General features: G+C 68.2%; 16 protein-coding genes. 8 read left to right on the top strand and 8 right to left on the bottom strand.

Annotated elements, in window-relative coordinates:
* The first annotated feature begins 18 nt into the window (after nt 1-18).
* Genes EES48_RS02110 through EES48_RS02090 form a run of 5 tightly spaced genes read left to right on the top strand, consistent with a single transcriptional unit; the run spans nt 19 to nt 4,447 of the window.
* Nucleotides 19-1,146 carry an MlaE family ABC transporter permease gene (locus tag EES48_RS02110; protein WP_122464719.1) on the top strand — a complete coding sequence of 376 codons (1,128 nt, stop codon included), beginning with the start codon at nt 19-21 and terminating at the stop codon, nt 1,144-1,146.
* Nucleotides 1,143-1,958, top strand: a complete 816-nt coding sequence (locus tag EES48_RS02105) for an ABC transporter ATP-binding protein (protein WP_122464718.1) — start codon at nt 1,143-1,145, stop codon at nt 1,956-1,958. The genes EES48_RS02110 and EES48_RS02105 overlap by 4 nt, the downstream gene beginning before the upstream one ends.
* A 12-nt stretch (nt 1,959-1,970) precedes the next feature.
* Nucleotides 1,971-2,909 carry an MlaD family protein gene (locus EES48_RS02100; RefSeq protein WP_122464717.1) on the top strand — a complete coding sequence of 313 codons (939 nt, stop codon included), beginning with the start codon at nt 1,971-1,973 and terminating at the stop codon, nt 2,907-2,909.
* Nucleotides 2,906-3,544: an ABC-type transport auxiliary lipoprotein family protein gene (locus EES48_RS02095; RefSeq protein ID WP_122464716.1), complete on the top strand. Its 639-nt coding sequence runs from the start codon at nt 2,906-2,908 to the stop codon at nt 3,542-3,544. The genes EES48_RS02100 and EES48_RS02095 overlap by 4 nt, the downstream gene beginning before the upstream one ends.
* Nucleotides 3,545-3,571: 27 nt before the next feature.
* Nucleotides 3,572-4,447 (top strand): SMP-30/gluconolactonase/LRE family protein, encoded by an 876-nt coding sequence (locus EES48_RS02090; protein WP_122464715.1) that lies wholly within the window; start codon nt 3,572-3,574, stop codon nt 4,445-4,447.
* Here EES48_RS02090 and EES48_RS02085 read toward each other — a convergent pair.
* Genes EES48_RS02085 through EES48_RS02065 form a run of 5 tightly spaced genes read right to left on the bottom strand, consistent with a single transcriptional unit; the run spans nt 4,428 to nt 7,512 of the window.
* Nucleotides 4,428-5,243 carry a SirB1 family protein gene (locus EES48_RS02085; protein WP_122464714.1) on the bottom strand — a complete coding sequence of 272 codons (816 nt, stop codon included), beginning with the start codon at nt 5,241-5,243 and terminating at the stop codon, nt 4,428-4,430. The two genes, EES48_RS02090 and EES48_RS02085, sit on opposite strands and share 20 nt — an antisense overlap.
* 17 nt (nt 5,244-5,260) lie before the next feature.
* Nucleotides 5,261-5,644, bottom strand: a complete 384-nt coding sequence (locus EES48_RS02080; protein ID WP_122464713.1) for a YraN family protein — start codon at nt 5,642-5,644, stop codon at nt 5,261-5,263.
* Entirely contained in the window at nt 5,641-6,513 is an 873-nt protein-coding gene (gene rsmI, locus EES48_RS02075; protein ID WP_122465091.1) for a 16S rRNA (cytidine(1402)-2'-O)-methyltransferase, read from the bottom strand. The genes EES48_RS02080 and rsmI overlap by 4 nt, the downstream gene beginning before the upstream one ends.
* A gap of 32 nt (nt 6,514-6,545) precedes the next feature.
* Nucleotides 6,546-7,118 carry an alpha-ketoglutarate-dependent dioxygenase AlkB gene (locus EES48_RS02070; RefSeq protein ID WP_240623207.1) on the bottom strand — a complete coding sequence of 191 codons (573 nt, stop codon included), beginning with the start codon at nt 7,116-7,118 and terminating at the stop codon, nt 6,546-6,548.
* Nucleotides 7,119-7,155: 37 nt separating this feature from the next.
* On the bottom strand, nt 7,156-7,512 hold the full coding sequence (locus EES48_RS02065) for a hypothetical protein (RefSeq protein WP_122464711.1): 357 nt from the start codon (nt 7,510-7,512) through the stop codon (nt 7,156-7,158).
* A gap of 283 nt (nt 7,513-7,795) precedes the next feature.
* Here EES48_RS02065 and dnaK point away from each other — a divergent pair, with 283 nt between their 5' ends.
* The 3 genes from dnaK (at nt 7,796) to dapB (ending at nt 11,937) form a co-directional block, all read left to right on the top strand.
* A complete protein-coding gene (dnaK, locus tag EES48_RS02060) occupies nt 7,796-9,709 on the top strand; it encodes a molecular chaperone DnaK (protein WP_122464710.1) in 1,914 nt (637 codons plus the stop codon).
* A gap of 167 nt (nt 9,710-9,876) precedes the next feature.
* A complete protein-coding gene (dnaJ, locus tag EES48_RS02055) occupies nt 9,877-11,055 on the top strand; it encodes a molecular chaperone DnaJ (RefSeq protein WP_122464709.1) in 1,179 nt (392 codons plus the stop codon).
* A gap of 132 nt (nt 11,056-11,187) precedes the next feature.
* A complete protein-coding gene (gene dapB, locus EES48_RS02050; RefSeq protein ID WP_122464708.1) occupies nt 11,188-11,937 on the top strand; it encodes a 4-hydroxy-tetrahydrodipicolinate reductase in 750 nt (249 codons plus the stop codon).
* 13 nt (nt 11,938-11,950) lie between these two features.
* Here the strand turns inward: dapB and ssb are convergent, their stop codons facing one another.
* The 3 genes from ssb to EES48_RS02035 all read right to left on the bottom strand — a co-directional run bounded on the left by ssb (nt 11,951) and on the right by EES48_RS02035 (nt 13,631).
* On the bottom strand, nt 11,951-12,433 hold the full coding sequence (gene ssb / locus EES48_RS02045; RefSeq protein ID WP_122464707.1) for a single-stranded DNA-binding protein: 483 nt from the start codon (nt 12,431-12,433) through the stop codon (nt 11,951-11,953).
* A gap of 79 nt (nt 12,434-12,512) precedes the next feature.
* Nucleotides 12,513-12,956, bottom strand: coding sequence for a hypothetical protein (locus EES48_RS02040; RefSeq protein WP_205679322.1), 444 nt, complete (start codon nt 12,954-12,956; stop codon nt 12,513-12,515).
* A 3-nt stretch (nt 12,957-12,959) separates the two neighbouring features.
* Nucleotides 12,960-13,631, bottom strand: a complete 672-nt coding sequence (locus EES48_RS02035; protein WP_122464706.1) for a hypothetical protein — start codon at nt 13,629-13,631, stop codon at nt 12,960-12,962.
* Nucleotides 13,632-13,671 lie beyond the last annotated feature (40 nt).

The raw sequence follows: 13,671 nt of genomic DNA, 5'->3' as shown, positions 1-13,671 counted from the left end.
ATCGGCTAAAGAGGGTCAATGGCGCGGGCGCAGTTCGACGTGGGGGAAGAGGGCGGCGACCGCGAGGGCGGATCGACCGTGCTCGCCCTGCGTGGCGACTGGAGCGCGACGGAGCTCGGCGACGCGCCGCGCCGGTTGCCGCGACGCCTCGAGGGCGTTCAGGTCGGCGGTCTGGACCTGACCGATCTGGGTCGGTTCGACACCGCCGGCGCCCTGGCCCTGATCCAGTCCGGCGTTCATCTGCCCGAAGACGCCTGGTCGGACCGCCCCGAGGCGGGCCGGGTCTACGCCATGGTCGAGAAGCTGGAGCGCGATCAGGCGCCGCCGCCCAAGCGCGGACCCTGGGCGGTCCGCGCCTTTGGCCGGGTCGGTCGCGGCGTGGAGGACGTGTGGTCCGAGATGGTGCTGTCGATGGCCTTCCTCGGCCGTCTGCTGATCGCCATGGGTCGGGCCATCGTCGCGCCCGGCAAGATCCGCTGGCCGGCCTGGGTCAGTCAGATGGAGCGCGCCGGTCTGGACGCCCTGCCCATCATCGCCGTGACCAACTTCTTCATCGGCGCCGTCATCGCCTTTCTGGGGGCGGATCTGCTGACCCAGTTCGGGGCCGGGGTGTTCGCGGTTCAGCTGATCGGAGTGTCGGTGCTGCGCGAGTTCGCGGTGGTGATCACCGCCGTGCTGCTGGCCGGCCGCTCAGCCTCCTCCTTCGCTGCCGAGATCGGCTCGATGCGGATGAATCAGGAGGTCGACGCCATGAACGTGATGGGCGTCGACCCCTTCCAGGCTCTGGTCATTCCCCGCCTCGCGGCCCTGCTGATCATGCTGCCGCTGCTGACCTTCGTGGCGGTGCTGGCGGGTCTGTTCGGCGGCATGCTGGTGACCTGGAGCCAGTTGGGCCTGGGCCCCGCCTTCTTCATCCAGCGGATGTACGAGGACGGGACGATGTTCATGCACCTGATGGTCGGCCTGTCCAAGGCGCCGGTGTTCGCCATCGTGGTCGCCGCCATCGGCTGCCGCCAGGGCATGGCCGTGGCCGGCGATGTCGAGAGCCTGGGCCGACGCGTCACGGCGGCGGTGGTCCAGGCCATCTTCGCCATCATCTTCCTCGATGCCGTCTTCGCCCTGATCTATCTGGAGCTGGGTGTATGACCGAAGCCCGGACCGACGAGCCAGACGTCCGCCTGGATGACGACGGCGATGTGCCCGTCATCGAGGTCAAAAATCTGCTCAGCCAGTTCGGCGAGCGGGTGATCCATCAGGATCTCGATCTGGTCGTCGAAAAGGGCGAGGTTCTGGGCGTGGTCGGCGGCTCGGGCACCGGCAAAACGGTTCTGCTGAATACGATCGTCGGCCTCAAGGATCCGGAAGGTGGGACGGTCAAGCTGTTCGGGGTCGATCGCGCGGAGATGAATCGGCGCGAGCAGGCTGAGATCGAGCAGCGCACCGGATTGCTGTTTCAACAGGGCGCCCTGTTTTCCTCGCTGACGGTGCTGGAAAACGTCGCCTCGCCATTGGTCGAGCACACCGACCTGTCGCGCGACGTGATCCGCGAGCTGGCCGAAATGAAGATCGCCATGGTCGGGCTGGGCCCCGAAAGCCATCACCTGAAGCCAGCCGAACTCTCGGGCGGGATGAAGAAGCGGGCCGGCCTGGCGCGCGCCCTGGCGCTGGACCCGGAGCTGCTGTTCCTGGACGAACCGACCGCCGGACTCGATCCCATCGGCGCCGCGGCTTTCGACGATCTGATCCGCCAGCTGTCGGACGACCTCGGTCTGACCGTTTTTATGATCACCCACGACCTCGACAGCCTTTACGCCGTCTGCGACCGCATCGCGGTGCTGGCGGACAAGCATGTTGTCGAAAAGGCCACGATCGAGGAACTGGAGCGTTCCGACCATCCGTGGATCAAGGAATACTTTCTGGGGCCGCGCGGTCGCGCAGCCCAAAAGACTGCCGCCTGAGGAGGGCGGACGATGGAAAGAGACGCCCATTACGCCGTTGTCGGGATCGCCACCGTGGCGCTGCTCGGCCTGCTGGCCATCTTCGCCATCTGGCTGGCGAGGATCAGCTTCGCCAACGAGTATGACCTGTACGACATCGTCTTCTACGGCCCGGTGCGCGGCCTGTCTGAAGGCGGTGAAGTGCATTTCAACGGCATCCGCGTGGGCGAAGTCACCGACCTCAATCTCGATCCGGACACCGGCAGCGAGGTGATCGCGCGGGTCCGCCTGGACGCCACCACGCCGGTGCGGGTGACCTCGCGGGCGCAACTTGAGCCCCAAGGCATCACCGGGCTGAACTATATCCAGATCACCGCCGGCAATCCCGAAAGCCAGCTGCTCAAGACCCAGTACGCCGAGAACGTCGTGCCGGTGATCCAGAGCCAGCCCAGCCCGATCGCCGAGTTGCTGCAGGGCGGCGGCACCGTGCTGGCCCAGGCCGTCGATGCGCTGAACCGCGTCAACCGCGTGCTGTCGGACGACAATATCCGCTCCTTCTCCACCACGCTCGACAATGTCGAGAGCCTCAGCACCGAGCTTGAGGCGCGCAAGGGCATGCTGGCCGATCTGGAACGCACCCTGGCCTCCGCCGCCGACGCGGTCGAGGAGTATGAAGCCCTGGGCGCGGAGGCCCGGCGCCTGGTTGCGGGCGACGGCGCCAAGGCGATCGCCAATATCGAGCAGGCCGCCGATGAGGCGCGTCAGGCGATGGAGACGATCAACGAGACCGCCAGCGGCCTGCAAGGGCCGATCGACAACTTCGCCACCACTGGCCTGCCGCAACTGACCACCGCCATCCAGGGTCTGGAAAACGCCACGGAGTCTCTGGAAGAACTGGTCGATCAGGTGCGGACCAGCCCGCGTGACTTCATCGGCCGACCGGCCTCCACCGAACTCGAGGTCGAACCATGACCCGCGCCCTCCCCTTCGCCGCCACGGCCGCCGCCGCCATCGCCCTCAGCGGCTGCGCCCTGCTCAGCACGCCCGACCCGGTGCAGCTCTACCGCTTCGGATCCGTCCCCGCCGAGGCGGCGCCAGGCGCGCCGTCGGCCCGGACCACATCGGTGGCCATGCGCCGGATCACCTTCCCGGACGCCACGCGGGCTCAGCGCATCCTGGGCGTGACCGGCTCAGAGGCCGCCTATATCGGCGGCGCGCGCTGGGTGTCCGACGCCGACACCCTGTTCACCGACAATCTCCAGAACGCCTTCGCCGAGCGCAGCCGGTCGACCCGGATCATCGGCCGCCAGGAGCTGACCCCCGCCGACGTGTCGCTCGATCTCGACGTCCGCTCGTTCGAGGCGCGCTACGAGTATGAGGGCGCAGCCCCGACCGTGGTGATCGCCGCGCGCGGCCGCATCCTGGGCTTCCCCGATCGCCAGGTCATCGCAGAGCGGAACTTCAGCGTCAGTCAGCCGGCCGGCGAGAACCGGGTCTCGGCCATCGTCCAGGCCTTCGATGTCGCCAGCCGCCACATCAACACCCAGATCATCGACTGGACCGATCAGGTCGCCGCCAGCCGTCCGCCCGCGCCGCCGGCCGACTGACCCAAACCGCAGACGGAGCGCGACTCCATGGCCGAAGCCGCCCCCGAACTCGTCTGGGATCTGAAAGCCGAACTGGGCGAGGGCCCGGTTTGGGACGCCGCGCGCGCCTCGATCTGGTTCGTCGACATCAAGGGCCGACGGCTGCATCGCTACGGCCATGACGACGGTTCGACCGAAAGCTGGGACGCGCCCGATCAGATCGGCTTCGCCCTGCCGGCTGATGACGGCTCTCTGATTTGCGGCGTGCGCGGCGGCCTTCATCGGTTCGACCCGGAAAGTGGCCGGTTCGACCTGATCGCGCCGGTCGAGCGCGACCGGCCGCAGAACCGCATCAACGACGGCTTCGTGGCGCCCGACGGCACGTTGTGGTTCGGCACCATGGACGACAGCGAGGGCATGGTATCGGGCGCGCTCTATCGCTGGCGCAACGGCGAGATCACCCGCCACGACGACGGCTATCGCGTGACCAACGGACCGGCGCTGAGCCCCGATGGACGAACGCTCTATCACCACGACACCACCGAACGGCGCATCTACGCCTTCGACCACGCCGACGGCTACCTCTCCAATCGACGCCTGTTCGCCGTCACCGAGGACGGTTTTGCGGACGGACCCAGCGTGGATTCGTCGGGCGTCTTGCATGTCGGCCTGTTCAACGGCTGGGGCGTGGCGCGCTTTTCCCCAGCGGGCGAGCGGATCGGCACCATACGCCTGCCGGTCCAGACCGTGACCAAGGCCGCCTTCGGCGGGCCGAATCTCACCGACCTCTACTGCACCACCGCCTGGCTGGGGAACGCCGACAAGCGCGCGGCCCAGCCGACCCTGGGCGGTCTCTATCGCGTAAAGGTTGATACGCCCGGCCTGCCCCAGGCGCGCGTGCGACTCAGTTCAGCTGCATCCTGACCCGCGCCCGGGCCATGTCGGCATGAACCGCCGCGTGGCCGTCGAGGCCGCGAGCCCGGTCAAGCGCCTGCAGCGCCCCGGCCAACGCGCCCTGCTTTTCGCGGGTCGCGGCCACGTCAAGCCAGGGTCGGTGATCGTCGGGGTTCAGCAGGGCGCAGCGCAGCGCCGCTCGCTCGGCGCCCTCGTAATCCCGCGAGCGAATGGCGCGGTTGTAGAGCACGTTCTGCAGCCGGATCAGGGCCTGACGGTCGGTGACGGGGGTCATCAGCAGGTCGAGGCGGTCGGCCACATGCGGCGTCAGGCCCGCCAGCAGGGCGCGGCGGGTTAATTCCGACGGCAGCACCAGTCGGCCCTGGCTGAAGGGGTCCAGGGCGACGGGCCCCTCCTCCGTCTCGACCCGCAGGAGGAAGTGGTTCGGGAAATCGACACCGTGCGCCCCTATCCCCGCCGCCCGGGCGGCATGCAGATAGAAGATGGCCAGCGCGGCCGACAGGCCGCGTCTGCGCTCGGCGACATCGATCAGATCGGTGTTCGCCGGGTGGTCGTAGTTCAGGAGATCCCCGGTCAGGCGCAGGTCGCCGGCCAGGGTCTCGGTCAGGGCCTCATCATGGGGTTCGCCGCCGATGCGGCTCTTGAGACGCTCGGCCGCCGAAGCCGCAAGATCGCGGGCGGCGGTGACGTCGCGAAACGGCTGGTCGTGGATGGCGCAGGCCAGCCCCGCCTCGAACAGCGGAAAGGCGCCGTCTTCGGCTGTGCCCGCGGCGCCGAGGATCGCCTCGGCCTCTTCCCTGATCATTCCCCCGCTCCCCCGACTCACCCCTGGGGCAGATCACGAGCATGGCGCGGGAACCGTCCGGGGGCCAGCGCCACCATGTCGAGTGCGAGATCAAGTTTTCGCCATTGCGGACGGCCGCGCTGGATCATCTGGCCGGCGGTGAGCAGCCGTCGGCGTTGCTCGACCGTCAAGGCCTGGAGCGCGGCCTCCATCGTCTGACGGCGCTTGACCTCGACCACGACCAGTCGCCGTCCCTGACGCGCCAGGATGTCGATCTCGCCGGCGCGGCTGGGCAGGCGAAAGCCGAGGATCTGATAGCCCTTGGCCATCAGCAGCAAGGCGGCGATCCACTCCGCGCGCCGCCCGGCCCCGCGCGACCGACCGCCGAGGTCGGAGCGCCAGGCGCGCGGCGGACGGCTCATCGTCCCTGAAGCTCCAGCGCCCGGGCGTAGACGGCCTTGCGCTTCAGCCCCAGGGCCTGGGCCACCTCCCGCGCCGCATCGCCGGGCGACAGGCGCGTCAGGGCGTCGGTGAGGGCCATATCCACATCGTCATCGCTGGCGGCGACCTCCTCGCCCGGGCCGATCAGCACCACGATCTCGCCCTTGGGGCCGTCCAGGCGCGGGTCGATGGCGAGGGCCGGCAGCGTTCCCCGAACGCACTCCTCGTGCAGCTTGGTCAGCTCGCGCGCCACGGCGGCGGGCCGGTCGCCCAACACCTCGGCCATGTCCGTCAGGCTGTCCTTCAGGCGCGGTCCGCTCTCGAACAACACCAAGGTGGCGCGCGTGGCCTTCAAGGTCTCCAGCGCCGTGCGCCGCGCGGCGGATTTCGGCGGCAGGAAGCCGGCGAACAGCACCCGGTCGGCGGGCAGGCCGGCGATGGCCAGGGCGGCGGTCAGGCTGGATGGGCCGGGAATCGGATGGATCGGCAGACCGGCCTCGACCATCGCGCGCGCCACCACGAAACCGGGGTCGGAAATCAGCGGGGTGCCCGCATCCGACACCAGAGCCACGACCTCGCCCTCCCCCACCCGGCGCACGGCCTCATCAGCGACGGCCTCGCTCGCGTGATCGTCGGCGCGCCGTAGGGGCCGTTTCAGCCCGTAGGCGGTCAAGAGCTTTGCGGTGACGCGGGTGTCCTCGGCCAGGATCAGGTCGGCGGCGGCCAGGACGTCCAGCGCCCTGAGCGTGATGTCGCGCAGATTCCCGATCGGGGTGGAGACCAGATACAGGCCAGGCGACACGGGCCGGGGCGGCGGCGCCGCGGGCGGAAAGGGCGAGGGGCCGTCCATGGCCTTGATGCTGCCCGAGGGCGGGGCCGGGCTCAAGCCGCGCGTCTCAGCGTCAGATTGATCCGCCCGCCGCCCGGGATCAGTCGCGATGAACCCGGGAGGATGCGATCGACGCCATGCCGAGCCAGCCGCGCCTCTCCCGCCAGAAGACAGACATCGCCGGAGGCCAAGCGGAAACTCCGGGTGCGTCCGCCCTCGGCAGGACCGATCCTGAACTTCGCCGTGTCGCCCAGCGAGACGGAGAGAACGGGCGCCGAAAAGTCCGCCTCGTCCCTGTCCTGATGCAGGCCCATGCGGGCGTCGGCGTCGTAGAGATTCACCAGGCAGGCGTCGGGGCGCCAAGTCGCGTCAGCAAGGTCACGCCAGAGGTCGAGCAGCAGAGGCGGAATGGCGGGCCACGGGCGGCCGGTTTCCGGGTGTGTGGGCTGATAGCGATAGCCCCCACGGTCCGAAACCCAGCCCAGCGGCCCGAAGTTCGACATGCGCACGGAGAACGGCCGCCCGCCGGGCGTCACCGGCCGGTATAGCGGGGCCTCGGCCAGACCCGCCGTCACCGCCTCAAGCAGCGCCGCCTGCTGAGCAGCGTTGAGTCGCCCGGGCCACAGGCGAAAGCCCGCGACCGGCCCGGCCGCCCCCGATCCGTCAGCGGGTGTAGGTGTAGGTTGTGATTTCGCAGACGTTGATATTGTAGCGCTCGAGCGACTGGCCATCCTCGAAGACGGCCTTGAAATCATAGCGGCAGGCGCGCGAGCCGTCGTCGATATTCGCCGTCACGCTGTCGCCGTCCTCCAGGATGTCGGAGCCGAGAATATCCTCCTCCCAGCTGTCGACGCCCTGACGCGAGGCGTAGAAATACATGATGGTCCGGCCGGTATCGTTGATGATCCGCACCCGGCGGTCCATGCCGTCGTTGGACTGCGCCTGAACGACGACCGGCGTCGCCGACAAGGCGAGCGCCATCGCCAGGACCGCGCCACGGGCCAAGGTCTTGATGGTCATGATCTTCTCCCCAGGTTCGCCCCCGGCCGCCCGGAGCCGCGAACGCCTCTCCCATACGCCCGACGAACGCGGTTCGCCACAGAAATTCGGCACGTGTCGAGAGGGAGCAAGCCCTTGCGGCGCATGCGGGCTTTCCCATATCCCGCACGACCCCGGCGCATGCCGGAACCAACCTGTCCCGCCCCTGGAAATCCGGGGGTTCGTTCAACTGGGGGCGGTCACGCGCGGCGCTTCCTCGAAGGCCGCCGCACCGCCCGCCGCAAGAAGTGAGACTAGAGAGATCATGGCCAAGATCATCGGCATCGACCTCGGCACGACCAACTCGTGCGTCGCCGTCATGGACGGCAAGAACCCCAAGGTCATCGAGAACGCGGAAGGCAACCGCACCACCCCCTCGGTCGTCGCCATTCAGGACGGCGGCGAAATCCTGGTCGGCCAGCCGGCCAAGCGCCAGGCGGTGACCAATCCGTCCAACACCTTTTTCGCCATCAAGCGCCTGATCGGCCGCAACTTCGATGACCCGGTGGTGGCCAAGGACAAGGGCATGGTGCCCTATGAGATCGTCAAGGGGCCGACCGGCGACGCCTGGGTTAAGGCCCACGGCAAGGACTATTCCCCCCAGCAGGTCTCGGCCTACATCCTGGGCAAGATGAAAGAGGCCGCCGAGTCCTATCTGGGCGAGACGGTCACCCAGGCGGTGATCACCGTTCCCGCCTATTTCAACGACGCCCAGCGTCAGGCGACCAAGGACGCCGGCAAGATCGCCGGCCTCGAAGTCCTGCGCATCATCAACGAGCCGACCGCAGCGGCTCTGGCCTACGGTCTGGACAAGAACGACGGCCAGAAGATCGCCGTCTATGACCTGGGCGGCGGCACCTTCGACGTCTCGATCCTGGAGATCGGCGACGGCGTGTTCGAGGTGAAGTCGACCAACGGCGACACCTTCCTGGGCGGCGAGGACTTCGACCTGCGTCTGGTCGATTACCTGGCCGACGAATTCAAGAAGGAACAGGGCGTCGATCTGCGCCAGGACAAGCTGGCCCTGCAGCGCCTGAAGGAAGAGGCCGAAAAGGCCAAGAAGGAGCTGAGCTCCACGACCCAGTATGAGGTCAATCTGCCGTTCATCACCATGAATGCGTCGGGCCCGCTACATCTGAACATCAAGCTGTCGCGCGCCAAGCTGGAGGCCCTGGTCGAGGACCTGGTCCAGCGCACCATCGAGCCCTGCGCCAAGGCGCTGAAGGACGCGGGCCTGAAGGCCTCGGACATCGACGAGGTGGTGCTGGTGGGCGGTATGACCCGCATGCCCAAGGTGCAGGAGGCGGTGAAGGCCTTCTTCGGCAAGGAGCCGCACAAGGGCGTGAACCCCGACGAGGTCGTGGCCCTGGGCGCCGCCGTTCAGGCCGGCGTGCTGCAAGGCGACGTCAAGGACGTGCTGCTGCTGGACGTCACCCCGCTGACCCTGGGCATCGAGACCCTGGGCGGCGTCTTCACCCCGCTGATCGAGCGCAACACCACCATCCCGACCAAGAAGAGCCAGACCTTCTCGACCGCCGACGACAACCAGTCGGCCGTGACCATCCGGGTCTTCCAGGGCGAGCGGCCGATGGCGGCAGACAACAAGGTGCTGGGTCAGTTCGACCTGATGGGCATTCCGCCGGCGCCACGCGGCATGCCGCAGATCGAGGTCGCCTTCGACATCGACGCCAACGGCATCGTCCACGTCACCGCCAAGGACAAGGCGACCAACAAGGAGCAGTCGATCCGCATCCAGGCCAACGGCGGCCTGTCGGATGAGGACATCGACAAGATGGTCAAGGAGGCCGAGGCCAACGCCGCCGCCGACAAGACCCGCAAGGAACTGGTCGAGGCCCAGAACGGCGCCGACAGCCTGATCCACTCCACCGAAAAGGCTATGGCCGAGCACGGCGACAAGATCGGCGGCGACGACAAGTCGGCCATTGAGGCCGCCATCGCCGACCTCAAGGCGGCCAAGGAAGGCTCGGACCCGGCCGACATCACGGCCAAGACCAACACCCTGGCCCAGGCCTCGATGAAGCTGGGCGAGGCCATGTACGCTGCCCAGCAGGGCTCGGGCGACGGTGAAGCTCAGACCGAGGCCCAGCCCGCCGACGACGGCGTGGTCGATGCCGAGTTCGAGGACGTCACCGAGGGCGACGACAAGAAGAGCGCCTGATTTCGTCCGCCGGAAACGGCCCCGCTTGCCAGGCGCAGGCGGGGCCTTTCTTTTGCACCGGTTGCATCATCGAACCCGGTTCCCATCTGAACCGGACAGGGTTCCGCGACGACCGCCCGCAAGAGGCGGGGCGCAAGGAGCCGCAGGGGAAGAGGACATGACGCCCGATGGCGCGTGACTATTACGAGATTCTGGGTGTCGAGCGGACCGTCGACGCCCCTGGACTGAAGGCCGCCTATCGCAAGCTGGCCATGGTCCATCATCCCGACCGCAACGGCGGCTCGGAGGAATCGCTGGCGACGTTCAAGGAAATCTCCGAGGCCTATTCTGTCCTGTCGGACGATCAGAAGCGGGCCGCCTACGACCGGTTCGGACATGCCGGGGTGAATGGCGGCGGCCAGGGCGGCGGTCAGGGTTTTCACGACATCAACGACATCTTCTCCCAGGTGTTCGGCGAGGCGTTCGGCGACGCCTTCGGCGGCCGGGGTGGCGGACGCGGCGCGCGCGGGGGACCGCAGCGCGGCTCGGACCTGCGCTTCGACCTCGAGATCACCCTGGAGGACGCCTATCGCGGCCTGGAGCGCGAAATCGCCGTCCCGACGACGATGACCTGCGACACCTGCTCCGGTTCGGGAGCCAAGGCGGGCGCGCAGCCGACCAACTGTTCGACCTGCGGCGGCCAGGGCCGCATCCGCCAGGCCAACGGCTTTTTCGCCATGGAGCGCACCTGCCCCCACTGCGGCGGGGCCGGCAAGCGACTGAACCCGGCGGACGCCTGCCCCAGTTGTCGCGGCCATGGACAGGTGCGCAAGACCCGCAGCCTGAACCTGAAGATCCCGGCCGGCGTCGATGACGGCTCGCGCATCCGCTTGTCGGGCGAGGGCGATGTCGGCATGCGCGGCGGTCCGCGGGGGGATCTGTACGTCTTCCTGTCGGTGAAGCCGCACGAACTGTTCGAGCGGGACAATCTGGACCTGCTGGTCCAGACCCCGATCCCGGTGTGGACGGCGGCCCTGGGCGGCCAGATCGAGGCCCCGTGCCTGGTGTCCGAAGCCTGCGACGGTCAGTGCCGGGCCGGGGTCAAGGTCCCGGAGGGCGCCCAGACCGGCCAGACGGTGCGGATCAAGGGAAAGGGAATGCCGCATCTGAACGGCAAGACCCGTGGCGACCTGGTGGTCGAGCTCCTGGTCGAGACCCCGACCAACCTGACCGGCCGTCAACGTGACCTGATGAAGGAGCTGGGTGAGATCTGCGGCGAGAGCCAGAGCCCGCGCAACGCCGGTTTCGCCGGCAAGGCCAAGCGATTCTGGGCCGACATCACCGGCGACAAGGAAGCGGCGCAGTAGTAGAGATTTCCGCCTCCCCGGCGTAGGCCGGGGTCCAGAGACGCGGGCGCCGCGCCGTCACAGGCATCTCACGCAAGCCCTTCTGGGCCCCGGCCTTCGCCGGGGAGCGGCTCTGTCGGAGGGGAAGCAGCCATGACCACCATCGTCCACGTCGGCATCTCCGGGGCGCGCGGGCGCATGGGACGGGCGGTGTCGGCGGTGCTGGATGCGCGCGACGACATGGTGACGGCAGCGCGCTTCGATCGCGGGGAAGAGCCTGACCTGAGCCGTTGCGATGTGATCATCGATTTCTCCACGCCCGAACATTCGGTGGAGTTGGCAGAGGCGGCGGCATCGCGGGGCGGCCCGGCGCTGGTGATCGGCTCAACCGGGCTATCCGACGCCCAGGAGCAGGCCATCGCCCGGGCGGCGGAAAAGGTCGCCATCGTACGCAGCGGCAATTTCTCGCTGGGCGTCAACATCCTGGTCGGGCTGGTCGAGCGGGCGGCTGCGCGGCTGGACGCGGCGGACTGGGACATCGAAGTCTCGGAGGCTCATCACCGGATGAAGCGTGACGCACCGTCGGGGACCGCCCTGATGCTGGGCGAGGCGGCGGCGCTGGGGCGCGGCAGGACCATGGCCGAGGTACGCGCGCCGGTTCGCGATGGCGTCGGGGACGCTCGCGTCGAGGGTTCGATCGGCTTTTCAGCCCTGCGGGCCGGCGGCATCGTCGGCGATCACACGGTGCTGTTCGCCTCGGACGACGAGGTGATCAGCCTCAGCCACCACGCCATCGATCGCAGCCTGTTCGCCAAGGGCGCCGTGGTGGCGGCCAACTGGGTCCGTCCCCGCCCGCCGGGCCTCTATGACATGCAGGATGTCCTGGGCTTCCGGCAGGCGTAAATGACGGCGTGACTTAGAACGGGATGTCGTCGTTCAGGTCGTAGCTCTCCTTGGGACCCGAGGGCTTGTTGGCGCCGCCGGTGGAGAAGCCCGAGGAATAGTCGTCGTCGCCGCGACCGCCGCCCGCGCCCGCACCGCCGCCGTCACGGCCGCCCAGCATGGTCAGTTGGCCGTTGAAGCGCTGGATCACCACCTCGGTGGTGTATTTCTCGACGCCCTGCTGGTCGGTCCACTTGCGGGTCTGGAGTTGGCCCTCGACATAGATGGTCGAGCCCTTTTTCAGATAATTTTCAACGACCTTGACGATGTTGTCGTTGAAGATCACCACCCGGTGCCACTCGGTCTTTTCCTTGCGCTCGCCCGAGGATTTGTCGCGCCAGGTCTCCGACGTGGCGAGCGATAGCTGGGCGACACGGTCGCCGTTGTTCAATGAGCGAATTTCGGGGTCGCGGCCCAGATTGCCGATGAGGATGACCTTGTTGACGCTGCCGGCCATGGCGGAATGTCCTTCTGACTTGATGCGAGGGCCAAGGGCGAACCCCTAGCCGATGTTCCTATTTAGTTCCAGTCCGCCGCTACTGGGCGGTCGTGGCGGGTTGCGCGTCCGCTTGGGCCGCTGCGGCGCGAGCCTCGGCGGTATTCCAGTCGATGGCTGAGGGCACGATCAACCGGCCATCGCCGCTGCGGGTCATGGTGAAAAAGCGGCCGCCATCGAAGCTCTGCGCCACCCAGACGCCCTGGCGGTCGATGAAGATGAACTGGCCGCCGTAGGCGCCGGTGATCTCCTGGACGGAACCACCCATGCGCAAGAAGCTGAGGCGCATCACCTCCAGCTGGGCGGCGCAATGCTCCAACGACTCGACGTTCTCAGCGACCTCGTTGAACCGCGGCTCTTCGTTCTTCACGCCCGGATTGCCGAGGTGGTAGCAAACTTGCGGCTCGGACGGCGCCTCGGGGCCGGAAGAGCAGGCGGCAAGAAGGCCAAGCAAACCGACGGTTGCGATCAGACTTAGTCGCATGGATCAGATCCCCGGAAATTGGCAGGCGTCGTTCTGATCGACATAGGTGCGGAAGCGGTTGTTGTCGGGCGATTCCTCGACGCGTCGGGGAACGAGTCTCAGGGTCGTGTCGCCCCAACGGCCGTAAAGGGCGTCTCCCGGCGCCACGCAGGTGCCCGAGAACAGCGCCTGGACACAGGCCCCCTTGCCCATGTTGCCCGACAGCTGACGCCAGCCACCGCCGACGTGGCGCAGGCAGGCCGCACCGTCGGCGGTGGGCCGGCTGGGCACGGCGCCCGGCGGCGCGCGCTCCACGATCAGATCGGATGGCGGCAGGGCCGAGACATCCTCGGGAAGCTCGGGTGGCGGCGCCAGCGAGGCGGTCGGCGCGGCGATCAGTTCTCCCGAGGCGTCGACCCCGACATCCAGGGCGTCTGTGGCCAGGCCGTTTCTCTGCGCGCAGTCCGCCAGGGTGGCCATGCCGACATACTGCCCCTCGACGTAGCACCGCAGCTCACGGGCGGGATCGAGCTCCGGCGCATCGGCGACATCGACCTGCAGAGCGCCGCGCGGGCCGTCCTGTCGCGCCGGGGGATTGTCGCCGCGTCCGACGCCGAAGGCGATGGCGGCGCCCGCGATCACGGCCAGGGCGGCGCCGCCGATCAGAATGGCGCGGTTATCTCGGGGAACAGGCATCGACGGCTCGTTGATGGCGGGGGGTCAGTAACCCCGCCGG

Source organism: Brevundimonas lutea (assembly GCF_003704105.1).
Taxonomy (GTDB): Bacteria; Pseudomonadota; Alphaproteobacteria; order Caulobacterales; family Caulobacteraceae; genus Brevundimonas; species Brevundimonas lutea.
This window is presented reverse-complemented; position numbering and strand designations above follow the sequence as displayed.